At 30.7% G+C, this 24466-nt stretch carries 26 protein-coding genes; 21 read left to right on the top strand and 5 right to left on the bottom strand.

From position 1 onward, the window contains the following. Window positions 1-99: 99 nt before the first annotated feature. The 3 genes from Q0820_RS04595 to Q0820_RS04585 are packed head-to-tail and all read left to right on the top strand — an operon-like array spanning window position 100 to window position 1964. Window positions 100-864, top strand: a complete 765-nt coding sequence (locus tag Q0820_RS04595; RefSeq protein WP_298485551.1) for a Rossmann-like and DUF2520 domain-containing protein — start codon at window positions 100-102, stop codon at window positions 862-864. Beyond that, window positions 848-1375, top strand: coding sequence for an HAD hydrolase family protein (locus Q0820_RS04590; RefSeq protein WP_298485549.1), 528 nt, complete (start codon window positions 848-850; stop codon window positions 1373-1375). The genes Q0820_RS04595 and Q0820_RS04590 overlap by 17 nt, the downstream gene beginning before the upstream one ends. A 1-nt stretch (window position 1376) precedes the next feature. Continuing rightward, on the top strand, window positions 1377-1964 hold the full coding sequence (locus Q0820_RS04585; RefSeq protein WP_298485547.1) for a Maf-like protein: 588 nt from the start codon (window positions 1377-1379) through the stop codon (window positions 1962-1964). Window positions 1965-2072: 108 nt separating this feature from the next. Here the strand turns inward: Q0820_RS04585 and Q0820_RS04580 are convergent, their stop codons facing one another. After that, window positions 2073-2549, bottom strand: coding sequence for a hypothetical protein (locus Q0820_RS04580; RefSeq protein WP_298485546.1), 477 nt, complete (start codon window positions 2547-2549; stop codon window positions 2073-2075). Window positions 2550-2932: 383 nt separating this feature from the next. On the opposite strand from Q0820_RS04580, the gene Q0820_RS04575 reads away from it, so the two are divergent. The 7 genes from Q0820_RS04575 to Q0820_RS04545 all read left to right on the top strand — a co-directional run bounded on the left by Q0820_RS04575 (window position 2933) and on the right by Q0820_RS04545 (window position 11923). Next, entirely contained in the window at window positions 2933-3874 is a 942-nt protein-coding gene (locus tag Q0820_RS04575; RefSeq protein ID WP_298485544.1) for a septum formation inhibitor Maf, read from the top strand. Between the two features lie 17 nt (window positions 3875-3891). After that, a complete protein-coding gene (locus tag Q0820_RS04570) occupies window positions 3892-4401 on the top strand; it encodes a mechanosensitive ion channel domain-containing protein (RefSeq protein ID WP_298485543.1) in 510 nt (169 codons plus the stop codon). An 88-nt stretch (window positions 4402-4489) separates the two neighbouring features. Then, a complete protein-coding gene (locus Q0820_RS04565) occupies window positions 4490-7021 on the top strand; it encodes a PIG-L family deacetylase (RefSeq protein WP_298485541.1) in 2532 nt (843 codons plus the stop codon). Between the two features lie 108 nt (window positions 7022-7129). Beyond that, window positions 7130-8863, top strand: coding sequence for a sodium:solute symporter (locus tag Q0820_RS04560; protein ID WP_298485540.1), 1734 nt, complete (start codon window positions 7130-7132; stop codon window positions 8861-8863). Between the two features lie 92 nt (window positions 8864-8955). Next, on the top strand, window positions 8956-9654 hold the full coding sequence (locus Q0820_RS04555) for an NUDIX domain-containing protein (RefSeq protein WP_298485539.1): 699 nt from the start codon (window positions 8956-8958) through the stop codon (window positions 9652-9654). Between the two features lie 89 nt (window positions 9655-9743). Further along, complete coding sequence (gene galK / locus Q0820_RS04550) at window positions 9744-10904, top strand: galactokinase (protein WP_298485538.1); 1161 nt, start codon at window positions 9744-9746, stop codon at window positions 10902-10904. Between the two features lie 5 nt (window positions 10905-10909). Beyond that, complete coding sequence (locus Q0820_RS04545; protein ID WP_298485537.1) at window positions 10910-11923, top strand: UDP-glucose--hexose-1-phosphate uridylyltransferase; 1014 nt, start codon at window positions 10910-10912, stop codon at window positions 11921-11923. A 175-nt stretch (window positions 11924-12098) separates the two neighbouring features. On the opposite strand, the gene Q0820_RS04540 is transcribed toward Q0820_RS04545, so the two are convergent. Beyond that, complete coding sequence (locus tag Q0820_RS04540) at window positions 12099-12947, bottom strand: DUF2911 domain-containing protein (RefSeq protein WP_298485536.1); 849 nt, start codon at window positions 12945-12947, stop codon at window positions 12099-12101. Between the two features lie 165 nt (window positions 12948-13112). On the opposite strand from Q0820_RS04540, the gene Q0820_RS04535 reads away from it, so the two are divergent. The 7 genes from Q0820_RS04535 (at window position 13113) to Q0820_RS04505 (ending at window position 18005) form a co-directional block, all read left to right on the top strand. Next, complete coding sequence (locus tag Q0820_RS04535) at window positions 13113-13610, top strand: SRPBCC family protein (protein WP_298485535.1); 498 nt, start codon at window positions 13113-13115, stop codon at window positions 13608-13610. Between the two features lies 1 nt (window position 13611). Beyond that, window positions 13612-14304, top strand: coding sequence for an SDR family NAD(P)-dependent oxidoreductase (locus Q0820_RS04530; protein WP_298485534.1), 693 nt, complete (start codon window positions 13612-13614; stop codon window positions 14302-14304). After that, on the top strand, window positions 14305-15615 hold the full coding sequence (locus Q0820_RS04525) for a deoxyribodipyrimidine photo-lyase (protein WP_298485532.1): 1311 nt from the start codon (window positions 14305-14307) through the stop codon (window positions 15613-15615). A 78-nt stretch (window positions 15616-15693) separates the two neighbouring features. Further along, the gene (locus Q0820_RS04520; RefSeq protein WP_298485529.1) at window positions 15694-16056 is read left to right on the top strand and encodes a nuclear transport factor 2 family protein; all 363 of its coding nucleotides are present in this window, start codon (window positions 15694-15696) and stop codon (window positions 16054-16056) included. A 79-nt stretch (window positions 16057-16135) separates the two neighbouring features. Next, window positions 16136-16552, top strand: a complete 417-nt coding sequence (locus Q0820_RS04515; RefSeq protein WP_298485527.1) for a GNAT family N-acetyltransferase — start codon at window positions 16136-16138, stop codon at window positions 16550-16552. A 7-nt stretch (window positions 16553-16559) separates the two neighbouring features. Next, complete coding sequence (locus Q0820_RS04510) at window positions 16560-17003, top strand: VOC family protein (RefSeq protein ID WP_298485525.1); 444 nt, start codon at window positions 16560-16562, stop codon at window positions 17001-17003. A 3-nt stretch (window positions 17004-17006) separates the two neighbouring features. Then, on the top strand, window positions 17007-18005 hold the full coding sequence (locus tag Q0820_RS04505; protein ID WP_298485523.1) for a pirin family protein: 999 nt from the start codon (window positions 17007-17009) through the stop codon (window positions 18003-18005). Window positions 18006-18063: 58 nt separating this feature from the next. Here Q0820_RS04505 and murA read toward each other — a convergent pair whose 3' ends face one another. From murA to Q0820_RS04490, 3 genes are all read right to left on the bottom strand, one after another. Next, window positions 18064-19371 (bottom strand): UDP-N-acetylglucosamine 1-carboxyvinyltransferase, encoded by a 1308-nt coding sequence (gene murA / locus Q0820_RS04500; RefSeq protein ID WP_298485522.1) that lies wholly within the window; start codon window positions 19369-19371, stop codon window positions 18064-18066. Between the two features lie 18 nt (window positions 19372-19389). After that, the gene (locus Q0820_RS04495) at window positions 19390-20046 is read right to left on the bottom strand and encodes a DUF4290 domain-containing protein (protein ID WP_298485520.1); all 657 of its coding nucleotides are present in this window, start codon (window positions 20044-20046) and stop codon (window positions 19390-19392) included. An 88-nt stretch (window positions 20047-20134) separates the two neighbouring features. Next, complete coding sequence (locus Q0820_RS04490; protein WP_298485518.1) at window positions 20135-20422, bottom strand: DUF493 family protein; 288 nt, start codon at window positions 20420-20422, stop codon at window positions 20135-20137. A 90-nt stretch (window positions 20423-20512) separates the two neighbouring features. Here Q0820_RS04490 and Q0820_RS04485 point away from each other — a divergent pair, with 90 nt between their 5' ends. The 4 genes from Q0820_RS04485 to Q0820_RS04470 all read left to right on the top strand — a co-directional run bounded on the left by Q0820_RS04485 (window position 20513) and on the right by Q0820_RS04470 (window position 24357). Beyond that, window positions 20513-21079: an ATP-binding protein gene (locus tag Q0820_RS04485; protein WP_298485516.1), complete on the top strand. Its 567-nt coding sequence runs from the start codon at window positions 20513-20515 to the stop codon at window positions 21077-21079. Next, on the top strand, window positions 21069-22961 hold the full coding sequence (locus Q0820_RS04480) for an ATP-dependent DNA helicase RecQ (protein WP_298485514.1): 1893 nt from the start codon (window positions 21069-21071) through the stop codon (window positions 22959-22961). The genes Q0820_RS04485 and Q0820_RS04480 overlap by 11 nt, the downstream gene beginning before the upstream one ends. A 2-nt stretch (window positions 22962-22963) precedes the next feature. Beyond that, on the top strand, window positions 22964-23911 hold the full coding sequence (gene fmt / locus Q0820_RS04475) for a methionyl-tRNA formyltransferase (RefSeq protein WP_298485513.1): 948 nt from the start codon (window positions 22964-22966) through the stop codon (window positions 23909-23911). 173 nt (window positions 23912-24084) lie between these two features. Beyond that, window positions 24085-24357 (top strand): HU family DNA-binding protein, encoded by a 273-nt coding sequence (locus Q0820_RS04470; RefSeq protein WP_121065908.1) that lies wholly within the window; start codon window positions 24085-24087, stop codon window positions 24355-24357. Window positions 24358-24466: the final 109 nt, after the last annotated feature.

The following is a 24466-nucleotide window of genomic DNA, read 5'->3' as shown; positions in this document are numbered from 1 at the left end:
TATTATTAACAATATTACTGTTAAAATAATTACAACGTTTCGTTTTAATTGACTTATAATTTGCTTTATTAAGAGTAAATATATCCTTAATTTAGCAGTATGTTACAAGTAGTAATTTTAGGCACAGGAAATATTGCGCAACATTTGTTTAATGTATTTACTACCTACACTAATATTACCATTACCCAAGTAGTAGGCAGAAATAGTAAAGCTTTAGAGTTTTTTAAGGAAAAAACAGAGACCCAAACCAACTTTAATAATATTAAAAATGCGGATTTTTATATCATAGCAGTTAGCGATTCTGCTGTTGAAAAAGTAGCTTCTTTCCTTAAGGATAAAAAAGGTATAGTTGCCCACACAGCTGGGAGTATACCTATGAATGTATTGCAAAACAATCCTAATCATGGTGTTTTTTATCCGCTACAAACATTTACAAAAAATTATCCTGTAGATTTTAAGAGTGTACCTATGTGTATTGAAGCAAATAATAATCAAAGTAGTATGCTTTTAAAAAAATTAGCCAATATAATATCAGATACTGTATACGATGTTACCTCAGAGCAAAGAAAAAAATTACACTTAACCGCTGTTTTTATAAATAACTTTAGCAACTACATGTATCAAATAGGAAGTGATATTTGTGAGAAAAACGACTTGTCTTTTGATATTATAAAACCTTTAATCCTAGAAACAGCAAAAAAGGGAACACTATTTGATCCAGAAACTATTTTAACTGGCCCAGCCCGCAGAGGTGACTATAAAACAATAGACACGCATAAATCTCAAATTAATAATAAAGAGCATCTAAAAATATATAATGTTATAACAGATGCAATTCTAAATAAATATGGAAAAGAGTTATAAAGAGTACCTAGAAAACATTACAACTTTTGTTTTTGATGTAGATGGTGTATTTACAGATGGTACTGTACAAGTTACAACCTCTGGAGAAATGCTACGTACAATGAGCGTAAAAGACGGTTATGCTTTAAAAGTTGCTATAAAAAAGGGGTATAATGTTTGTATAATTTCTGGAGGAACAAATGAAGGGGTTAAAATTAGACTTCAAGGACTTGGTGTAAAAGATATTTATATGGGCGCGCATTTAAAAATGGAGCCTTTACAAGAATATTTAACCGCTAATAATATTGCTCCTAAAAATGTTCTTTATATGGGAGATGATATGCCCGATGTCCCTCCATTAGAATATGTAGGTTTATCTACTTGCCCGCAAGATGCAATCCCCGAAGTAAAAGCAGTTTCAAAATATATTTCTCATAAAAATGGCGGCCATGCTTGCGTAAGAGATGTCATAGAGCAAGTACTTAAAGTCCGTGGAGATTGGTTGGGTAACTACAGTGCATCAAACGATTAATATGCTTTTACAAAAATTAGAAAAGTATAAAATAATTTTAGCATCCGGATCCCCTAGAAGACAACAATTTTTTAAAGATTTAGGAATTCCTTTTGAAGTACGTTTAAAAGATGTTGTTGAAGTTTATCCTGATAATTTAAAAGGGGAGGAAATTTCTGATTATTTAGCAGAATTAAAAGCATCTCCTCAAAAAGAAACTTTACTAGCTAATGAAATTCTAATAACATCAGACACTGTTGTTTGGTATAATAATGAATCTTTAGCAAAAGCTGCCAATGCAGAGGAAGCCTTTGAAATGTTACGGAAATTATCTGGAGATTGGCATAAAGTCATAACATCCGTATGTTTTACTACTTCAACAAAACAAACAACTGTTAACCATACAACCAAAGTAAAATTTAAAGAATTAAGTGATGATGAAATTTGGTATTATATAGAAAATTACAAACCTTTTGACAAAGCAGGTGCGTATGGTATTCAAGAATGGATTGGTCTTATTGCTATTGAAAAAATAGAAGGTTCTTACACTAATGTGGTAGGTTTGCCAACACAACTAGTATATAATTATTTAGAAGAAATTACTAAATAAAAATGATTCTAGGTTCGTACTAGAAACCTAGAATCATTAATAATTTACTCCATAATTGAAATTTAAACTCGCTGAGAGTTAGCCAGACAGTTTATATGCTTTCTTTTATTAAAAATAATAAGCCATACCAAAAAGTAAATTAGATGTGTCTAATGAAAAATTAAAAGAATCGCTTTTATTTTCATTAAATTGATTTTCTTCTTCTGTTTTAAAAGACGAATATCCTAATGCCCCAATACCCGCTTCTAATGCTAATTTATTCGAAATTAAAAAAGAAATTCCTGGACGAAAACCAACAAAAATACTTCTCCCATCATTCGTATACTCTGGAGAATTAGAAGATGTTATATTTCTCCAATTTTTTGAATAATTAACTTCTGCTTGCACATAAATTGCCAGCCTGCTTCCTAAACTTTTATACCCTCTTATGAATGGCAAAACACCAATACTTGTTGATGTATTTTCATTATCACTAGAATTAAGCGTGGGATAGTCAATATTGTTTTTAGAATAACTAGAGGTAATACCTAAACCAACTATGAAATTATCTTTTATTGCATAACCTAATTTTGGAGCAAAACCCATATTCGTATTATTAGACTCTACACTCCCGTTATTAGAATTGTTTTCAGAATTTGAAAAATTTAAAAAAATAGAGCCCCCTAAATATTTAGAGCCTTTCTCTATTTTAAAATTTTCATTTTCTACTTGTGCAGTTAAAAATAGAACGGTAAAAAAACTGGTAAAAAAGAATACTTTTTCATTTAAATTGTTTTAAAGATTAAGTAATGCCTTACATCAACCTTTATACCATTACAATGTTTATTTTCTTAATTAGCATATAAATAACATTGAATTAACTTTTTGTTTTTATGCCTACAAAAAATAAAAAAACATAATTCACTTCTATTTCATTTAAAAGCCATCCCTAATTATATTTTTGGTAATTTTATTAAAAATTTACAATCATGAGAAATACTAGGTATTTAGTAAGTTTATGTTTTTTACTATTGCTAAATTTTAGTGCATGTAAGAATAAGACAAAAGAAAATGTTTTAGCTCTAGAAACAAGTTTAAAAAAAGAAAACAGTATAAAACCTAACAAAGAACTTAATCCAGAGTTTAAAGAGTATTGGTACGCTGGTGATGCGGAAATTACCTCTTACCAACTTACCCAAGCCCGTTATGGAGAACTAAGAGAAGGTAATGCTGTACTTGTTTATGTAACCGAACCTTTTTTAGCTGATAAACAAGTAAAAGCTGATACACCAAATAAAAACAATATTTCGGTATTAAAACTAAATAGCACAAAAAATTACCTGACAGGAATTTACCCATATTCTATAATGAATAGTAGTTTTTATCCCGTACACGACAATTCTCATGCCTTAAAAATTTCATTTTCGGCTCAAGAATGGTGTGGTCATGTATACGGCCAAATAAATAATAAAGAAGATTTTGAAGTAATGTCTCACTCCTATTTTGAGAATGATGGAGATCAAAAATTTAAAATTCAAAAAGAGGTTTTAGAAAACGAAATATGGAATAAAATTAGAATTAACCCAGCCAACCTACCTATTGGGAATTTAAAAATGATTCCCTCTATAGAATATACTAGACTGTCTCATATAGAATTAAAAGCTTACAATGCTATTACATCACTAGAAAGCAAAGAAGACAGCAACTATTATTCTATTACCTATCCAGAATTAGAAAGAAATTTAACCGTAAAATTCTCTTCTAAATTCCCTTATTTTATAGAAGGTTGGGTAGAGACTTTTAATAGTGGTTTTGGAGCAAACAAGAAAAAATTAATCTCCACAGCAAAAAAAATAAAAACTATAAAAACTGACTATTGGAATAAACATGATAATGTGCATTTACATTTAAGAGACAGTTTAAAGTTATAATATTTTAAAAATTATTAATGGATAATTATTTTACAAGAAACCAAACAGAATTAGTAGCAACAGCTGTAACAATTGCTCTTTTTATTATATTAAAGCTAATATTAACTAAAGTTGTAAAAAAAACAGGAGAATCTAGCAAGTTTATAGAAATACGTACAAAACTAGTTAACAAGTATGTAACTATAATATTATACATTATTGCAATTGGTATCTTAACTTTTATTTGGGGTGTAAATTTTAAAGAAATAGGACTTTTATTTTCTTCCATTTTTGCAGTAATAGGTATTGCTTTATTTGCGCAATGGTCCATACTAAGTAATTTAACTGCAGGCGTTATTCTTTTCTTTGCTTTTCCTTTTAAAATTGGAGATAAAGTAAGAATTTTAGATAATGACATTAATAGTGAAACTATTTATCTTATTGAGGATATTAAAGCTTTTCATGTAAGTTTACGTAAAGAAAGTGGTGAATTGTTAGTATACCCAAACAGTTTAATGATGCAAAAAGCTGTAGCGCTAATTAACTAAAAACGTTTTTTATCTGTTAAAGAAGTTTTAAAAAAAATTACTTGGGGTTTAATCTTTATATCTTTGAAAGCAATCTAAACCAAAACTCATGCTTCAAAGACTAGCAACTTGCTTACTAGCGTTTTTTTCGTTTGTATTAAGTTTCTCCCAAGCCCCTAAAAAAAATACACCTTCAGAAATTTATCATTCTATAGAAAAACTAAATTTTTTAGGAACTGCATTATATGTTGCAGCGCATCCAGATGATGAAAACACAAGACTTATTTCCTATTTATCTAATAATGTAAAAGCTCGCACAGGCTACTTATCACTTACTAGAGGGGATGGCGGACAAAACATTATAGGTCCTGAATTAAGAGAGTCTTTAGGTGTATTAAGAACTCAAGAATTACTAAAAGCGCGTAGTGTAGATGGTGGTGAACAGTTTTTTAGTAGAGCAAATGATTTTGGTTACTCCAAACACCCAGACGAAACGCTTCAAATTTGGAATAAGGAAGAGGTTCTAGGAGATGTTGTACGCACAATAAGAACATTTAAACCAGATATTATTATTAACAGGTTTGATCACCGTAGCCCAGGTACAACACATGGCCACCACACCTCTTCTGCTATGCTTAGTGTAGAAGCTTTTGATTTGGCTAATGATGTTACCTCATATGCAAAGCAACTGGAAACTACAGACACATGGCAACCGCAAAGGTTATTTTTTAATACCTCATGGTGGTTTTATGGTAGTGAAGAAAAATTTAAAAAAGCCGATAAATCTAAAATGTTAAATGTAGATATTGGTGTGTATTACCCAATGTTAGGAATGTCTAATAATGAAATTGCTGCAATTGCAAGTAGCCAGCATTTATGTCAAGGTTTTGGTCGTTTATCAGAAAGAGGTTCCACAAAAGAGTATGTAGAACTATTAAAAGGAGATTTACCGCAAAACAAACATGATTTATTTAATGGTATAAATACCAGATGGTCAAGAATTAATGGTGGTAAAGAAATAGGAGCTATCTTAAATAAAGTAGAAGCAGAATTTAATTTTAAAAATCCATCTACGCATATCCCAGATTTAGTAAAAGCATATACCTTGCTTCAAAAATCTAGCAACAAACATTGGAAAACCATTAAATCTAAAGAGCTAAAAGAAATTATTAGCAACTTAGCAGGATTGTATTTAGAAGCTTTTGCAGCAAATACAAATGCTACCCCAGGAGAAACCGTTTCTGTAAATATTGAAGTTATTAATAGAAGTGCATCCCCTATTACACTTAAAGAAGTTTATTTACAAAAAGAAGGAGCCAAACACGAGGGAATAATCTTAGACGAAAATGTAAAAAACAGCTTAAAATTAGATTTAACTATTCCAAAAAACACTCCGTTTACTAGTCCTTATTGGTTAAATGAAAAAGGAACACTAGGAATGTATACCGTAAAAGATAAAAAATTACTTGGCAAACCAGAAACACCAAGAGCCTTCTACGCAACATATGTGCTAGATTTTAACGGAACACCCATTACCTATACAAAACCTATTGTATATAAGTATGCGAAAAGAGATAAAGGAGAAATTTTTCAACCTTTTGAAGTTGTTCCCGAAGCAACCGCAAGTTTTAACGATAAAGTTATAATATTTGCTGATGAGAAATCTAAAGAGGTAGAAATCTCTGTAAAAGCGCATAAGAATAATATAGAAGGTACAGTACAATTATGCTACGACAAAAAATGGAATGTAAATAAAGAAGCTAAACCATTTAAAATAGATAAAAAAGGAGATGAGCAAATAATAAAATTCACTTTAACACCACCAGAGAGTGAAAACGAAAGCTACATTTCTCCTATCCTAAAAATTAATGAAAAAGAGATTACTAAAGACTTAATAACTATTGCTTATGACCATATACCAACACAAACTATTCTTTTACCTGCCGAAGCAAAAGTTGTACGTTTAAACATTAAAAAAGCAGGAGAAAATATAGGATATATTATGGGTGCTGGTGATGAAGTGCCAAAAAGCTTGCAACAAATAGGATATACAGTACACACTATAGACCCCACCACAATTACAAAAGGTTCTTTACAAAAATTTGATGCCGTAGTTGTTGGTATACGAGCGTATAATGTAATTCCAGAACTAAAATTTAAGCAGCCTTTTTTATTAGATTATGTTAATCAAGGAGGTAATTTAATAATACAGTACAACACTGCTGGCAGATGGGATAAACAGTTTGAAAACATTGCCCCTTACCCACTCCAAGTATCCAGGGATAGGGTTACCAATGAAAATTCTGAAGTTAAAATTCTTGCCAAAAATCATTCTCTTATTAATTTCCCAAATCAAATTAACCAGAACGATTTTAATGGTTGGGTACAAGAAAGAGGGTTATATTTTCCAAATAAATGGTCTTCAGAATTTACTCCAATTTTGCAAATGAAAGATAAAGGAGAAGCTGCTACAAAAGGTAGCCTATTAGTAGCTCCTTACGGTAAAGGAAATTATATTTATACAGGACTCAGCTTTTTTAGAGAATTACCAGCAGGAGTTCCTGGAGCTTATAAACTATTCTCTAATCTTTTATCTATAGGAAAAGATACTATAGAGAAAAAAACAAAGGTTAAAGGATGAAAAACAAAATAAAAGAATCTTTATGGAAAAAAGAATACACATTAGTACTTGTTCTTAATATAGCATACATATTAGTTTTTTTCTATATAATGACTTCTTTCTGTTAATATGGGAATATTAGATTGGGTAATACTTAGCGGAACACTACTGTTTATTGTTGGTTATGGAGTTTGGAAAACAAAAGGAAGCACCAATGTAGATGAATATATTCGTGGTGGTAATAAAGCAAAATGGTGGACAATTGGCCTTTCTGTAATGGCAACCCAGGCAAGTGCTATTACTTTTTTATCTACACCAGGGCAAGCTTTTCATGACGGTATGGGTTTTGTTCAATTTTACTTTGGACTACCTCTTGCAATGATTATTATTTGTTTGGTTTTTATACCTCTTTACCACGAAATGAAGGTATATACCGCCTATGAGTTTTTAGAGAATAGATTTGACCTAAAAACAAGAACCCTAGCTGCTATATTATTTTTAATACAAAGAGGGCTAGCGGCAGGAATTACCATTTTTGCTCCTTCTATAATTTTATCTGCAGTATTAGGTTGGCATTTAAGAACTCTTAATATAATTATAGGAACTTTAGTTATTATATATACTGTTTCTGGAGGCACAAAAGCGGTAAGTGTTACGCAAAAACAACAAATGTTTATAATAATGTCTGGAATGTTTTTGGCATTCTTTTTTATCCTAGATTATTTCCCGTCGGATATTTCTTTTACCAAAGCTTTAAAAATTGCTGGAGCTAACAATAAACTAGAAATATTAGATTTTAGCCTTAACACTAAAAGTAGATATACATTCTGGAGCGGCATTACTGGAGGTTTGTTTTTGGCACTGTCCTATTTTGGTACAGACCAAAGTCAGGTACAACGCTATTTATCAGGAAAATCTGTTCGTGAAAGTCAATTAGGATTGGTATTTAATGGCATCTTAAAAATTCCAATGCAATTCTTTATCCTTCTAGTAGGTGTAATGGTTTTTGTTTTTTATCAATACAACCCAGCACCCTTAAACTTTAATCCTTCTGCAACAGAAACTGTATTAAATTCTAAATATAAGGACGAATATAAATTACTACAAAAAGAACAAATAAAATTAGAAGCGGAAAAACACATAGCTCAAAATAAATTCTCTTCTGCTTTAGATTTAAAAGAATATACTGCTATTCAAGAAGCTAAACAGCACATTATAAAAATTAATCAGAAAGATGCAGAAAACAGAGTTCTTGCAAAAGAAATCATAAAAAAAGCAGACAATAGTACAGAAACTAATGATAAAGATTATGTTTTTATACATTTTATACTAAACAACCTACCAAAGGGGTTAATTGGTCTTTTGCTTGCCGTAATACTATCTGCAGCAATGTCTTCAACAGCATCAGAATTAAATGCTTTAGGAACAATAACAGCATTAGATTTATATAAAAGGAACAGAAAAGGAACTTTTACAGAAAAACATTATGTAACTGCCTCTAAATGGTTTACTTTAATATGGGGAGTAATCGCCATTTTAATTGCCTGTATTGCCAATTTATTTGACAATTTAATACAGCTCGTTAATATTATAGGAAGTATATTTTACGGTAACGTTTTAGGTATTTTTTTATTGGCCTTCTTTTTAAAATGGATAAAGGGTAACGCAGTGTTTTTTGCTGCTATACTTACCCAAATTATTGTATGCTTTATATATTACTACCTAATACACATTTACCCTGCTGGCGAAGAAAAACTTGGATATTTATGGCTAAATTTTATTGGTGCAGCATTCGTAATTTTTATTGCAATACTCTTTCAAATTTTTGATAAAAAAGAACAAAAAAATCAGATTAGAGCTTAATCAAGATTTTCTTTATATTGCGTAAATTATTATTTAAATCACTTTTTCTTGTATATTTTACATTAAATAGTGACTTAAATTAAACCTTTTACATGAAATTATTAGATTCGTCATATGACGTTCAACAAAAAATTCTGGTTGCTGTAGACTGTATAATTTTTGGTTTTGACTCCAATAACCTTAAACTTTTATTATTTAAAAGAAAAGTAGCTCCGTTAAAAGGGCAATGGTCTTTAGTTGGTGCTTTTGTACAAAATGATTTATCTATTAACGATGCTGCAAAACAAATTTTATTTGAGTCTACAGGTTTAAAAGACATTTTTTTAGAAGAACTTAAAACCTATGGCAATATAAATAGAGACCCAGGAGAACGCGTAATTTCTATAGGGCATTATAGCCTTATAGGAATAAATGACTTTGATATTGAACAAGTAAAAGAATTTGATGCAGAGTGGTTTAATATAAATGAAATACCTGAATTAATATTAGACCATAGACAAATGGTAGAAGATGCTATCATAGAATTAAGAAATAAAGTAAGGCACCAACCTATTGGTTTTAAATTATTACCCAAATATTTTACATTACCAGATTTGCAAACTTTATATGAATGTATTTATCAAAGACCGTTAGATTCTCGAAATTTTAGAAAAAAGTTTCTTTCTCTAAATATTTTAATAAAAACGGATAAAAAAGACAGAACAAATTCTAAAAAAGGAGCATTTTTATATCGTTTTGATAAAGAAAAATTTGATGATTTAATCGCAAAAGGGTATAACTTCGAAATCTAGTTTTTTTTGCACCCTACTCAATAAATGTATATTATACATTTAAAAAATAATGCTTATATTGCAACCATTATTCATTAATAATTTAAAGTATGATTAAAGATAGCGTAGAAAGCTTTTTTAAAGAAAATTATTCTCCTAACCCAGTATTAATAAAGTCTCCGGGAAGAGTAAATATAATAGGAGAACACACAGATTATAATTTAGGTTATGTTTTACCAGCTTCTATAGAAAAAGCTATTTATTTTGCAATGCAAGTAAATGACACTTCTACATTTAATATAGAAGCTTTTTTAACGCTTCCAGAAAAAATAACTTTAAATTTAAAAGGCAATGGTCCAGAATTTTCTTGTTTTTGGGGAAAATATTTTAAAGCCATTATTGAAATCTTAAATGAAAAAAATTATACACTTAAAGGCATAGATTGTGTTTTTGGAGGAGACATTCCAATAGGGTCTGGTCTTTCCTCATCGGCTGCTCTTTGTTGTGGTTTTACACTTGCTATTTCTGAGTTGTTAGATTTAAAAATACCTAGAGAAGAAATTGCTAAAATTGGACAAGCTGCGGAACATAGAATTGGCCTAAATTGTGGGTTAATGGATCAATACGCTGTTTTATTTGGTAAAAAATCTAATGCACTGTTCTTAGATTGTAAAGATTTAAGTTATAAATATGTTCCAATTAATTTAGTAGGATATAGCTGGGTACTTATAAACTCCAATATAAAACATGAATTAGCTGTTGGTAATGAGTATAATGACAGAAGACAATCTTGTGAAAACATAGTAGCAAAAATTAAAGAAACAAACCCTACTGTAGCCTCATTAAGAGATGTTACAGAAGAAGCTATTCTGAAAGTAAAAGATAGTGTTTCACCAATAGATTTTAAAAGAGCTCTTTATGTTATAAAAGAAAATGGTAGAGTTCTAAAAATGATAACAGCATTAGAAAAAGGGGATGCAAAAGAAATTGGAACTATTTTATTAGAAGGACATAGATCTATGTCTTCAGATTTTGAAATTAGCACTTCTGAAATAGACTACTTAGTAGATGTAAGCCAAGAACAAGAAGGAGTTGTAGGTTCTAGAATGATGGGTGGAGGCTTTGGAGGTTGCACCATTAATTTAATTAAAGATGAAAACAGAGAAGTTGCTGTAAAAAACATTTTAGCAGCTTATAAAAAAGAAACTGGAATTACTTCTGAATATTATCATTTACAAATAGACGATAGCGTACATATTTTAAATTCTTAAGCAAAATGAACGATAATTTTAATGCTGCACCGCATAGACGATATAATATTTTAACAGGCGAATGGGTTTTGGTTTCCCCACATAGAACAAAAAGACCATGGCAAGGAAAAAAAGAAGAGACAGCTAAGTCAGAAATGATTACGTATGATCCAAATTGCTATTTATGCCCTACAAATACAAGAATTAATGGCGAAGTAAATCCAGATTATAAAAATACATTTGTTTTTCATAATGATTTTGGAGCACTACTTCCAAATAGTTTAGATTTTAAATATGACGAAGGGCTTTTAAAAGCAGAAGGAGAAACTGGTATTTGTAAAGTAATATGTTTTTCTCCAAATCATTCCTTAACGCTACCTGATATGGAAGTAGCAGATATAGAAAAAGTTATTACTACTTGGCAAGATGAGTATAAGGAATTAGGTGCTAAGCCAGAAATTAATCATGTTCAAATATTTGAAAATAAAGGAGCAACAATGGGATGTAGCAATCCACACCCGCATGGACAAATATGGGCGCAAAAGTCTATCCCAAATGAAGTTTTAAAGAAAACAGAAAAACAAAAAGAGTATTTTCAAAAACATGGAAAGAGCTTATTAACTGCATATATAGAACAAGAACTTAAAGAAAAAGAACGAATTATTGCTGAAAATGATAGTTTTGTTAGTTTAGTTCCATTTTGGGCTGTTTGGCCATATGAAGTAATGATTGTTCCTAAAAACCATAGAAAAAGTATTAGTGAACTTACAGATAAAGAAAAGTTAGATTATGCAGAACAATTAAAAATTGTAACGCAGAAATACGATAAGTTATTTGACACCTCTTTTCCTTATTCTTCTGGTATACATCAATCTCCAACAAACGGAGAGTATCCAGAATGGCATTTTCATATGAGTTTCTACCCTCCTTTATTACGTTCTGCAACAGTAAAGAAATTTATGGTAGGTTATGAAATGTTTGGTATGCCGCAAAGAGACATAACAGCAGAGTTAGCTGCTAAAAGTCTAAGAGACCTATAAAAATTCAAGAGAATAATTCATAAATGCAGACAATAAATTTAGAGACAATCCCCCGAGTATTTAAGAAGCAATTATTTTGTAGAATAAATAACCAACTCAACTCTAAACAACAAAAAGCCATAATTTTAAATAATTATGGCTTTTTAAATTTATAAAATCAGAGTTATATATATGGCTATTCTACTTCAATACCCCACTCTGTTAAAGAGTCTTTATTCATTTTTATATAATCTGCATTACCAGCTTCTTTAGCAGCTGCTAAAGACCTTTTTGCTGCAGCAATAGCATTTTTATTATCTCCTTGTTTCGCATAAATAAGAGACTGTCTTCTAGACATCCAAAAAGCTTTATCATTCATAGAAACCGCTTTAGCTATCCACTCTTGCGCTTGCTTTAAATCTTTATCTGCCTCATAATAGTAAGAAGCAGCTGCATAATAATCATTTGCAGAAGGCCCATTCATTACAGTTTCTATACTTTTAGATGCTTTAACATCTGTAGGAACAGTAAAAGGAACATTTACCATTGTTTTATCCCATAAAATTCCTAAAGATGCTCCATTATTAGTTAAATCATCAATAGTAATTGTAAAACTCTCTACAGCCATTGGTAAAGCATAAACTTTAGCTGTTGCTTTGGCAACAACTAAGCTCTCATCTAATGTTTTTGGCGCACCCCAATTTTCTGTATTAGAATAAAAAAGTACTTCCCAATTTTCTTTTCCAGGTTTTGTAAAAACAGCATACGTACCAGCTTTTACCGCAGTACCACTAATTACTACATCATCACTAAAAGATATTGTAGTGTTTTTATTTGCACCTGTTCTCCATAAAGTATTAAAAGGAACTAAATTTCCAAAAACCTCTCTACCCTTTTTAGAAGGTCTAGAATATTCTACAGTAACGTCTGTTAAACCTACTTTTTGCTCTAATTTAGAAGCAGGACTAGGTGCTGGTGTTGTAATCTGAGCATTCATAGATAATGAAGCTGCTGCAGTTACTAATGTTAATAATAATTTTTTCATTTTCATATATTTTATATTGTTCACACAAAACTAAACATTATGATAGGGTGTATTTGTTAAGAAATCCTTAAAATAAACTGGAATAAACTCACAAAATTTAATAACGACCATACATTTTGTTTAATTTTTAATAACAAAAGTTAAACAAAATTGTATATTTGTTTAATGAAACTTTATCAACTACATGCCAAACAAAAACTCCCTATATCACAAAAAGATGCTTGGGACTTTTTATCAAATCCATCAAACTTAAAAATAATTACACCAGATTACATGGGATTTAACATCCTATCTAATCAAGATAAAAAAATGTATTCTGGTCAAATAATACATTACAAAGTAACGCCTGTACTTGGAATAAAGACAACTTGGGTAACAGAGATTACTCATGTTAAAGAAGGAGAGTATTTTGTAGATGAACAAAGGTTTGGGCCATATTCTTTATGGCATCATAAGCACTTTATAATACCCACAAACGGAGGAGTTATAATGGAAGACATAATAGACTACAAAATACCTATGGGTATTTTAGGGCAGTTGGCAAACCCTATAATCGTCAAAAAAAAATTAAAAGAAATTTTTACTTACAGGTATCTAAAATTAGAAGAATTATTCGGAAAAGTTACAGACGAAAATCCTGAATTAATTTTTAAAAGTTTTTAAAATGAAAAAAAATATTCTCATAATTGGAGGCTCTAGTGGTATTGGAAAAACCATAGTAAATAATATAAAGGACGAATATAATTTATATGTAGCAAACAGGTCTAAAGAAAATAGTATCCCAGAAGATGTTAAGTACATAAAGTTTGATGCTACTAAAGACAACTTAGAAACTTCATTATTACCAGATGTTCTTCATGGATTAATATACTGCCCAGGCAGTATAAATCTAAAACCATTTAAAATACTAACAACAGAATCTTTTCGTGAGGATATGGAAATTAACTTTTTTAGCTTAGTTAATGTAGTTAAAAGTGTTATTCCCATAATGACAGACGAAGCAAGTATTGTTCTATTTAGCACTGTTGCTGTTGGTACCGGTATGCCTTTTCATTCAAGTATTGCTGCTGCTAAAGGTGCTATTGAAGGTTTTGCAAAATCAATAGCTGCGGAATATGCCCCAAAAATTAGAGTAAATGTAATTGCTCCTTCCTTAGTAGATACTCCTTTATCCAAACGCTTATTAAACAATGACAAAAGAAGAGAAGCAATGGCCAACAGGCATCCTTTAAAAAGAATTGGCAACACAGAAGATATTGCAAGTATGGCCCATTTTTTAATTAGCGATAAAAGTAGCTGGATTACAGGTCAAACAATAGGAATAGATGGTGGTTTATCGCAAATAAATAAAGGATAAATGAAAGCAAAAATTTCTGTTTTTTGGTTTAGAAGAGATTTACGTTTACAGGATAATGTTGGTTTGTATAACGCATTGCAAAGTGGAAACCCTGTTCTTCCTATTTTTATTTTTGATAAAACTATTTTAGACAAGCTTCCCAAAAATGATGCAAGAGTAAGTTTTATTCACAAAACTCTTCAAGAAATGAGAGAAACACTCTCTAAAAAATACAGTAGCTCACTTGCCGTATTCCATGACGAGCCCAAAGAAATTTTTAAAAGTCTTACTAAAAACTATACTATAGAAACTGTTTTTACAAATCATGACTACGAGCCATATGCCATAAAAAGGGATTTAGAAATTCAAAAAATATTGAATGATAAAAACATACATTTTAAATCTTTTAAAGACCAAGTAGTTTTTGAAAAAGGAAATATTTTAAAGGCTGATTCTACACCTTACGTAGTATATACTCCCTATAAAAATAAATGGAAAGCACAATTTAATCCTAGCATTCACTTAAAACAATTTCCCAGTGAAACTTTTTTAAATAATTGTATTAAAGATAGTAACACAGAAAATAAAACTTTAAAAGAAATTGGTTTTACTCCTTCTTCCATAAAAGTAGAAAACCCTACCACTACTCCATTTTTAATTCAACATTACGAGGAAACAAGAAACTTCCCAGCAAAAGAAAAAGGCACTTCAAAATTAGGTCCTCATTTACGATTTGGAACCGTATCCATTAGAAAAATGTTATTAAAAGCAATTAATGAAGACAATGAAGTTTTCTGGAATGAATTAATTTGGAGAGAATTTTTCATGCAAATTCTTTGGCATTTTCCTAAGACCATTCATTTTTCTTTTAAACCAAAATATGATAGAATAGATTGGAGAAATAACGAACAAGAGTTTGAAGCATGGAAAAATGGGAAAACTGGCTATCCTTTAGTAGATGCTGGAATGCGAGAATTAAATACAACTGGGTATATGCATAATAGAGTGCGTATGCTTACCGCTAGTTTTCTATGCAAACACTTATTAATAGATTGGCGTTGGGGAGAAGCCTATTTTGCAGAAAAACTATTAGACTATGAATTAAGTTCTAACATAGGTAACTGGCAATGGGCCTCTGGAAGTGGCGTAGATGCAGCACCGTATTTTAGAATTTTTAACCCAACAACACAAATAAAAAAGTTTGACAGCAAGTTAGAGTACATAAATAAATGGGTTCCAGAATTTCAAGAACTAAATTACCCTTCTAAAATTGTAGACCATACTTTTGCAAGGGAACGTTGTTTAAAATTCTATAAAGAAGCTTTAAATTAAAAAGAAAATATCAATATATTAAAACTCTAATTTTAAATTTTTAATTACTTTTAAGAGATAATTAAAAAAACATACAAAATGAACACTCAAGAAGTTGCAAATAAATGGCGTAAAATGTGTAATGAAGGTAAAAATTTAGAATGTATTACCGAATTATATGCAGAGGATATTGTTAGTAAAGAAATGCCTGGCATGCCAGGAGAATTAATTACTGGCAAGCAAAATGTTTGGAATAAGAGTAAGGATTGGTTAGAAAGTGTAGAGGATTTTCATGCAAGTGAAATTTCTGAGCCTGTTGTAGCAGGAAACTTTTTTACTGCAAAAATGACTTTTGACTGTACTTTTAAAGAAAGAGGAAGACAGCAAATGGAAGAACTTTGTGTTTATGAAGTAAAAGATGGGAAAATTGCCAGCGAGCAATATTTATATACCATGGGGTAAAAGTAAACTACCTTGATACAAGCCCAAGAGGCATTTATTAAATTTCGAGAAAAGCCTCAAAGCATTTAAATCTCTAAGATTGAGTGAAAATTTTATTATTAAGCAAATTTCTGATAGAGAAACCTGGCCTATAAGGCAATCTGTAATGTATCCAGGTTTTCCTTTAGAACATGTGATACTAGAAAAAGACTCCGAAGGGCTTCATTTTGGTGGTTTTATAAATGAAGAATTAGTGTCTGTGGTTTCTTTATTTATAAATAATAAAGATGCTCAATTTAGAAAATTAGCGACTAAAGAAAAGCACCAGAAAAAAGGGTTTGGCACTAAAATGATAAACCATCTTTTAGAGTATTCAAAAAAGAATAACGCAACAAAGTTTTGGTGTAATGCCAGAGAAAACAAAGCTAGTTTTTATCATAAATTTGGTTTAAAAGAAACGAAGAAAACTTATGTAAATTCAGGTATAAACTTTGTAATAATGGAACTTAATTTTTAAAGAAATAATGAAAAGGGCTTTACTTTTATTCTTAATATTAAAATGTTTTTCTGTTTGTTCCCAAGAATTTAATTTCCAATACGATCATTATTCTGTTATTGTAAAAGACGCTGATAAAAGTGCGGAGTTTTACAGTTCTATTTTAAAACTAAAAGAGACTCCTCATCCTACTCTAGCAAAAGGATTTAGATGGTTTATTATAAACAACAACTCTCAAATTCATTTAATTCAGAAAGAAAACCCAGAATATAAAAAACATAAATCTGTTCATTTATGTTTAGCAACCCAAAATCTTAAGGATTTTTTAGTTCATTTAAAAGATCATAATATTACGTATTACGATTGGCCTGGCACTAAAAATGCAATTACTGTTAGAGCAGATGGCGTACAACAAATTTATTTTCAAGACCCAGATGGGTATTGGATAGAGATTAATGATGCTAAACATTAAAAAATGAGTAATACTATAAAAAACATTTTTCCACTTGGTTTTCCTTGGCAAACACAAGACCCTTTTCTTTTTTGTGCATATCATTATGATTTGTATCCTAAAGGCAATGAAGAAATGGGACCTGCAACATCTTTAAAAGGCAGAAATTTAGGGAATGATTTTACCATTAAAGATGGTTGGCGAATGTATCATGGAAAAACTATTCCAGGGTTTCCTTCACACCCACATAGAGGTTTTGAAACCATTTCTATAGCAAACAAAGGTTTTTGCGATCATTCAGACTCTTTAGGTGCTGCTGGTAGGTTTGGCAACGGAGATGCACAATGGATGACTGCCGGAGCTGGTGTACAACATTCCGAAATGTTTCCTTTATTAAATACCGAAGAAGAAAACCCTTTAGAGTTTTTCCAAATATGGTTAAATCTAGCTAAAAAAGATAAATTTGTAGCACCGCATTTTGCAATGTTATGGAATGAAGATATTCCTATAATAAAAAATACTTCTGCCACTATTAAAGTAATTGCCGGAACTTATAACAATGTAAATGCATGCAACCCTGCTCCTAATTCATGGGCTGCAAATCCTGAAAATGAAGTAGCTATATGGACACTACATTTAGAACCTAATACAAGTTTTAGTTTACCTGCCTCTAAAAATGATATAACCAGAACGCTATATTTTTATGATGGAGATGCTATTCTTATAGAGGACAAAACTATTACTCCAAATCATGGTATAGATTTAATTTCTAATACAGAGACAACTATAAAAGTAGGCAAAGAAAAAGCACATATATTACTATTACAAGGAAAACCTATTAAAGAACCTGTAGCAAAACATGGCCCTTTTGTAATGAATACAGAGGCAGAAATAAGAGATACTATGAAAGAATATGGTCTTACTCAATTTGGGGGCTGGCCATGGCAATACGCGGATAACGTACATCCAAAAGAAAAGGGAAGATTTGCCAAATACCCAGACGGAACTTTAATTGAAAAATAGATTAAAAAAAAAGCAACTCATTTGAATTGCTTTTATATTCTATAATTTATAAGGCACCTTACACTCTCACAATTTTAGCTCCAATTGCTCGTAAACGCTCGTCTATATTTTCGTATCCACGATCTATTTGCTCAATATTATGAATGGTAGATTCTCCTTTTGCAGATAATGCTGCAATTAATAAAGAAACACCAGCTCTAATATCCGGAGAAGTCATAGTTGTTGCTTTTAAACTAGATTTAAAATCGTGCCCCATAACAGTTGCTCTATGCGGGTCACAAAGAATAATTTTAGCGCCCATGTCTATTAGCTTATCTACAAAGAATAATCTGCTTTCAAACATTTTTTGATGAATAAGCACTTCTCCCCTTGCCTGTGATGCTACTACCAAAATAATACTTAAAATATCTGGTGTAAGCCCTGGCCAAGGTGCATCTGCAATAGTTAATATAGAGCCATCTATATAATTCTGAATTTCATAACCATCCTTATGAGAAGGAATATAAATATCATCACCTTTCTTTTCTACAGTAATACCAAGCTTTCTAAACGTAGTAGGTATTTGCCCTAAATCTTTCCAACTTACGTTTTTTATTGTAAGCTCACTTTTTGTCATTGCAGCAAGACCAATCCAACTACCAATTTCAATCATATCTGGCAACATGGTATGCTCTGTACCACCAAGAGAATCTACCCCTTGGATAATAAGCATATTAGAACCTATTCCAGATATTTTTGCTCCCATACGCACTAGCATTTTACAAAGCTGCTGTAAATAAGGTTCACAAGCGGCATTATAAATAGTGGTTTCACCTTCTGCTAAAACAGCTGCCATTACAATATTAGCAGTTCCGGTAACTGAAGCTTCATCTAGTAACATGTATGTTCCTTTGAGCTTTTTAGCTTCTACACCATAAAAATGTTCTTCTTTATTATATCTAAATTTTGCACCAAGATTAATGAATCCTTCAAAATGAGTATCTAATCTTCTACGGCCAATTTTATCACCACCTGGTTTAGGAATGTACCCTTTTCCAAAACGTGCTAACAAAGGGCCAACAAGCATTATAGAACCTCTAAGTCCTCTACCATCTTGTTTAAATTGGTCTGATTGTAAATATTCTAAATTAACATCATCTGCTTTAAAAATGTAAGTTCCCTTACCTCTTTTTTGGATTTTTACACCCAAATCTTCTAATAATGCAATAAGTTTATTAACATCCACAATATCTGGAATGTTATTTATTGTCACCTTTTCTGAAGTTAATAATACTGCACAAAGTATTTGTAAGGCTTCATTTTTTGCACCTTGAGGTGTTATTTCACCAGATAAGGCATGCCCACCTTCAATCTTAAATGTTCCCATGTAGTTGTACGAAGAAGTTTAATAGCGTTTTTTTCCGCGATTATTATTTTTTGAATATTTTTTTCCTGAATTATTATTTCTAGGAGTTTTAGCAACTCTATTTTTTAAAAACTGACCGCTATCTGTTAAAGTAACTTCTTCTGTTTTTAAATCAATTTTACCATCACTCAACTCATGCAAATGCTTAAAAATAGCTTTATCATCTACAGTGTCTTTATTCCAGTTTAGGTAGCACTTTTTCATATGGTTTGCTATCGCAAACTCTAAACCTTCACGCATATCTCCTTTTTCCCATTCTACTGCAACATCAATCATACGTTTAATATTGTTTCCGTAAAAACGATACTTTGGAAAATTCTGAGGATACTCTAATGCTTCTGGTCTTTGCTTTAAAACCTCTTTGGAGGTAATAGGAAAAGGTGAGTCTACATCTAATTTAAAATCAGACATAATAAATAATTGATCCCATAACTTGTGTTGAAAATCTGGCACATCTCTTAAATGTGGTTGCAAATTGCCCATTACATCTATGATAGACTTTGCAATTTTATTTCTTTCCTCACGATCTTCTATAGATACCGCATGATCTACCATTTTCTGAAAATGACGACCATACTCCGGTATTATTAAATGAGGGCGTTCTGTATTGTACTCTAAGTTTTCTATTAAATTCAAATTAAAAGTTTTAGGCTTTTATAAGTATAAAAGTGAAGTATTTTTATAACGACTGCAAAATAAGAAAATTATACTATATATTATTATTTTACAAGGATATTACACCCTCTATCTGTGTTACCTCTTTATATTTAGCTACAACAGCTTCCGGATTTTTTAGAGTTACTGTGATAGAAAGACTGGTATATTTTCCATTTTTAGATTTTTTAGACTCAATAACCGCTCCTGTATTATCAAAAATAGCATTTATAGCATCTATCTTTTCTTTCTCACTAAGTACTATAAATTTATACAAATAGGTAGAAGGCCATTTTGATGTATCATACAATTGCTCAATTAGTTTTTTATAAAACTCTTCGGATTTTTCTGTATCCATTTTTATTTCTTTTTACACAAAGATAGTAGTTACTTACTAATTTTTTTATCCTTTAGGTTTCCTTACTTTTGTTTCTCTAAATTTTAAAGTTTGAGTCCAAAAAAAATAGTAATTACTGGTGGCCCAGGAACAGGCAAAACCTCTGTAATAAACACTTTAGAAAATGAAGGTTTTTATTGTTTTCATGAAATAATAAGAACTATGACTTTAGAAGCTAAAAAAGAATTAGATGAAAGCTCTTTAGCATCTAACCCCTTAGCTTTTGTAAAAGACCCAAATGCTTTTAATGATATGCTTTTTAAAGGCAGGTACAAGCAATTTATAGATGCGAACAGTCGTAAAGAGAATATACTTTTTTTTGACAGAGGAGTTCCAGATGTATTAGCTTATATGGACTATTTTAAACAAAAATATCCTGAGGATTACATAAGTACTTGTGAGGATTATAAGTACGATCAAATTTTTATTTTACCGCCTTGGAAAGAAATCTATGTTTCGGATAATGAACGACTAGAAAATTTTGAAGAAGCTGTTGAAATTCATAATCATTTAGAAAAAACATATACTAGTTTTGGTTATACTACCATAACTGTCCCAACAGGAACTATTGCAGATAGAGTTTCCTTTATAAAAAAGAAAATAGATAGTGCTAACTAACCCTAAAGATCTTCTTGAAAAATATTGGGGTTTCACAACCTTTAGAGGGTCGCAAGAGAAAATAATTAATGCCGTATTAAACGGTAAAGATGTTCTTGCTTTATTACCAACTGGCGGAGGAAAATCCTTATGTTTTCAGTTGCCCGCATTAGCTTTAGACGGTATTTGTATTGTAGTATCTCCTTTAGTAGCATTAATACAAAACCAAGTAAACAGTTTACAAAAAAAAGGCATAAAAGCTATTGCACTCACAGGTGGCATTCCTTTTAACGAAATAAATAATTTACTAGATAATTGTATTTATGGCAATTATAAGTTCCTATACCTATCTCCTGAGCGTTTAAAACAAGAAATTGTTGCTACAAGAATACAACAAATGAATGTTAACCTTCTAGTTATAGATGAAGCACATTGCATATCGCAATGGGGACATGATTTTAGACCTGCATATTTAGAATGTTCTAACCTAAAAACATTAGCTCCTAACATTCCAATGATTGCTTTAACAGCAACTGCTACACAACAAGTAGTAAAAGACATTGAAACTAACTTAGATTATAAGGACTCTCTTTTTATTAAAGACTCTTTTTACAGAAGTAATCTTGCGTATAAAGTACTCTGGGACGAAAACAAAAAAGGACGTCTGAAACAACTATTTAGTGGAGAAGAAAAAAGCGGTATCGTATATGTAAGAAATAGAAAAAACACCATTGAGATTTCAAATTTTTTAAATCAAAATAATCTTAGCGCAACTTTTTTCCATGGCGGACTTTCTAAAAAAGAAAAAGAAAAAAAGTTAGACTCTTGGTTAGCCAATAAAACAAATATTATGGTTGCTACTAATGCCTTTGGTATGGGTATAGACAAACCAGATGTGCGTTTAGTGGTACACTACCAAATACCAGATTGTATAGAAAATTACTTTCAAGAAGCTGGTAGAGCTGGTAGAGACAATCAATTTTCTGAAGTAGTGCTTATTACCAACAAAACAGATGAAGAAAGGTTAAAAAAACAATTTCTAAGTGTTTTACCAGATGTAAAAACCTTAAAAGTTATTTATAGGAAATTAAGCAACTTTTTTCAAATTTCTTATGGAGAAGGGCACACTATAAAACAACAATTAAACTTTAATGAATTTTGTTCTAGATACTCCTTAAACCCTTTATTAGCTTATAACTCGTTGAAAGTTTTAGACCAGAATTCGGTTATATCCTTATCAGAAGCGTACGATATAAAAACGACTATAAAATTTATTACCTCAAAAGAACAACTCTTAAATTACTTAGAAAAAAATGAATCTATTGCGTTAATTACGCAAGTAATATTAAGAACTTATGGAGGTATTTTTGAATTTGAAACAAAAATAGACACCTACCTTCTTGCTAAAAAAACAGGGCAAAAAGAAGTATTAATTATTTCTATCCTAAAACAATTAGAAAAAGAAGAAATAATAACCTACCAAGGAAAACATAGCGATTTAGAAATAACTTATTTAATACCAAGAGAAGACGACCATACCATTAATAGATTTGCTAATAAAGTAGTAGAAAGGAACACCATTAAAAAAAACCAAATAAAAGATATGCTCTCTTTTATTAATAATGATGCTTTATGTAGAAGTAAACTTTTACTAAAATATTTTGGAGAAGACAAAAATGAAGATTGTGGTATATGCGATGTTTGCATTGCGAATAATACAAAGCCTGACTTTAAAAAAATTTCAAAAGAGATATTACAATTAATACACTCTAAAAGTTTTTCTTCTAGAGAAATTATACAGCTACTACCCTATTCAGAAACAAACCTAATATATACCTTACAACAATTATTAGAAAAAGGATATTTAAAAATAAATTCTAAAAACGAATACGAAATAAGCTAAAAATGAAAGATATAAGAATACTCTTTATGGGTACCCCAGACTTTGCTGTAGCAACACTTTCTGCAATAGTAGCGTCTAAATATAATGTTGTTGGTGTAATTACGGCTCCAGATAGGCCTGCTGGCAGAGGTCGTAAACTAAACACCTCAGCTGTAAAAAAATATGCTTTAGAACAAAATATCCCAATAATACAACCAACCAACCTTAAAGACACCACTTTCTTAGAAGAACTAAAAAAGTTAAATGCTAATTTACAAATCGTAGTTGCGTTTAGAATGCTCCCAAAAGTGGTATGGCAAATGCCAGAATATGGCACTTTTAATCTACATGCATCATTATTACCAAGCTATAGAGGTGCTGCTCCAATAAATTGGGCTATAATTAATGGAGAAACAAAAACTGGAGTTACTACTTTCTTTATAGACGATAAAATAGATACTGGAGAAATAATATTACAAGAAGAAACCACTATAACGCAGGAGGATACCGCAGGAACATTACATGACAAGTTAATGGCTATTGGAGCTACATTAGTAATAAAGACTATTACTGCAATATCTAACAACACAGTTACACTACAAAAACAAAAGGATTCTAAAGAATTAAAGTCTGCCTATAAAATTCATAAAGAAACATGTAAAGTAGATTGGCAATTACCGTTAAATGCTATTTATAATCATATCCGTGGTCTTTGCCCTTATCCTGCAGCATGGACAACCTTATATAATGGTAATGAAGAAATATTTTTAAAAATATATGCTATTTCTAAAACAGAAGAAATACATATTTATAAGTTAGGACAACTAATTTTTAATAAAAAAGAAATTAAAGTAGCTGTAAAAAATGGATTCATTAATCTTTTAGAAATTCAATTACCAGGAAAACGAAAAATGAAAACTAACGATGTTCTTAATGGGCTAAAATTAGAGAAAAACGCTCATCTTGCGTAAAGTCCCACTACCATTGGGCTGCGAGAAGCGTAAAAAATGCCCTACTTTATTAACAAACCGCCTGAGTTATCAACAAAATAAGGTATTTCCCTTGATTTTACTTGTGTTCGTCGGAAATCCATATAAATTTGTTAGAGGATTGAAATTATTTTAACAATTAATTTAATTATATTATGAACAAAACAGAATTAATCGATGCAATGGCAGCTGACTCTGGTATTACAAAAGCAGCAGCAAAAAAAGCTTTAGAATCTTTCTTAGGAAATGTTGAAGGATCTCTTAAAAGTGGTGGACGTGTTTCTCTAGTAGGATTCGGATCTTGGTCTGTATCTAAAAGAAATGCAAGAGAAGGAAGAAACCCTTCTACTGGAAAAACTATCCAAATTGCAGCAAAAAATGTTGTAAAGTTTAAAGCTGGAGCTGATTTAGGGAAAGCAGTAAACTAATCTGTATAAAATACAGTATATAAAGAGCGTTTCTATTCTTAGAAACGCTTTTTTTATTCCAAAGGTTTTTGGTTTCTATTATAAATACCTTATTTTAGATAACGTAAGG

The organism is uncultured Maribacter sp. (genome assembly GCF_947495965.1).
Lineage (GTDB): Bacteria > Bacteroidota > Bacteroidia > Flavobacteriales > Flavobacteriaceae > Maribacter_B.
The sequence above is the reverse complement of the archived record's forward strand: the minus strand, read 5'-3'. Positions and strand labels throughout refer to the sequence as shown.

What these genes read in the sequence shown, in the direction of transcription:
- Q0820_RS04595 (WP_298485551.1), top strand. Translation starts at nt 100, where the DNA reads ATGTTACAAGTAGTAATTTTAGGCACAGGAAATATTGCGCAACATTTG.
- Q0820_RS04590 (WP_298485549.1), top strand. Translation starts at nt 848, where the DNA reads ATGGAAAAGAGTTATAAAGAGTACCTAGAAAACATTACAACTTTTGTT.
- Q0820_RS04585 (WP_298485547.1), top strand. Translation starts at nt 1,377, where the DNA reads ATGCTTTTACAAAAATTAGAAAAGTATAAAATAATTTTAGCATCCGGA.
- Q0820_RS04580 (WP_298485546.1), bottom strand. Translation starts at nt 2,549, where the DNA reads ATGGGTTTTGCTCCAAAATTAGGTTATGCAATAAAAGATAATTTCATA.
- Q0820_RS04575 (WP_298485544.1), top strand. Translation starts at nt 2,933, where the DNA reads ATGAGAAATACTAGGTATTTAGTAAGTTTATGTTTTTTACTATTGCTA.
- Q0820_RS04570 (WP_298485543.1), top strand. Translation starts at nt 3,892, where the DNA reads ATGGATAATTATTTTACAAGAAACCAAACAGAATTAGTAGCAACAGCT.
- Q0820_RS04565 (WP_298485541.1), top strand. Translation starts at nt 4,490, where the DNA reads ATGCTTCAAAGACTAGCAACTTGCTTACTAGCGTTTTTTTCGTTTGTA.
- Q0820_RS04560 (WP_298485540.1), top strand. Translation starts at nt 7,130, where the DNA reads ATGGGAATATTAGATTGGGTAATACTTAGCGGAACACTACTGTTTATT.
- Q0820_RS04555 (WP_298485539.1), top strand. Translation starts at nt 8,956, where the DNA reads ATGAAATTATTAGATTCGTCATATGACGTTCAACAAAAAATTCTGGTT.
- galK (WP_298485538.1), top strand. Translation starts at nt 9,744, where the DNA reads ATGATTAAAGATAGCGTAGAAAGCTTTTTTAAAGAAAATTATTCTCCT.
- Q0820_RS04545 (WP_298485537.1), top strand. Translation starts at nt 10,910, where the DNA reads ATGAACGATAATTTTAATGCTGCACCGCATAGACGATATAATATTTTA.
- Q0820_RS04540 (WP_298485536.1), bottom strand. Translation starts at nt 12,947, where the DNA reads ATGAAAAAATTATTATTAACATTAGTAACTGCAGCAGCTTCATTATCT.
- Q0820_RS04535 (WP_298485535.1), top strand. Translation starts at nt 13,113, where the DNA reads ATGAAACTTTATCAACTACATGCCAAACAAAAACTCCCTATATCACAA.
- Q0820_RS04530 (WP_298485534.1), top strand. Translation starts at nt 13,612, where the DNA reads ATGAAAAAAAATATTCTCATAATTGGAGGCTCTAGTGGTATTGGAAAA.
- Q0820_RS04525 (WP_298485532.1), top strand. Translation starts at nt 14,305, where the DNA reads ATGAAAGCAAAAATTTCTGTTTTTTGGTTTAGAAGAGATTTACGTTTA.
- Q0820_RS04520 (WP_298485529.1), top strand. Translation starts at nt 15,694, where the DNA reads ATGAACACTCAAGAAGTTGCAAATAAATGGCGTAAAATGTGTAATGAA.
- Q0820_RS04510 (WP_298485525.1), top strand. Translation starts at nt 16,560, where the DNA reads ATGAAAAGGGCTTTACTTTTATTCTTAATATTAAAATGTTTTTCTGTT.
- Q0820_RS04505 (WP_298485523.1), top strand. Translation starts at nt 17,007, where the DNA reads ATGAGTAATACTATAAAAAACATTTTTCCACTTGGTTTTCCTTGGCAA.
- murA (WP_298485522.1), bottom strand. Translation starts at nt 19,371, where the DNA reads ATGGGAACATTTAAGATTGAAGGTGGGCATGCCTTATCTGGTGAAATA.
- Q0820_RS04490 (WP_298485518.1), bottom strand. Translation starts at nt 20,422, where the DNA reads ATGGATACAGAAAAATCCGAAGAGTTTTATAAAAAACTAATTGAGCAA.
- fmt (WP_298485513.1), top strand. Translation starts at nt 22,964, where the DNA reads ATGAAAGATATAAGAATACTCTTTATGGGTACCCCAGACTTTGCTGTA.
- Q0820_RS04470 (WP_121065908.1), top strand. Translation starts at nt 24,085, where the DNA reads ATGAACAAAACAGAATTAATCGATGCAATGGCAGCTGACTCTGGTATT.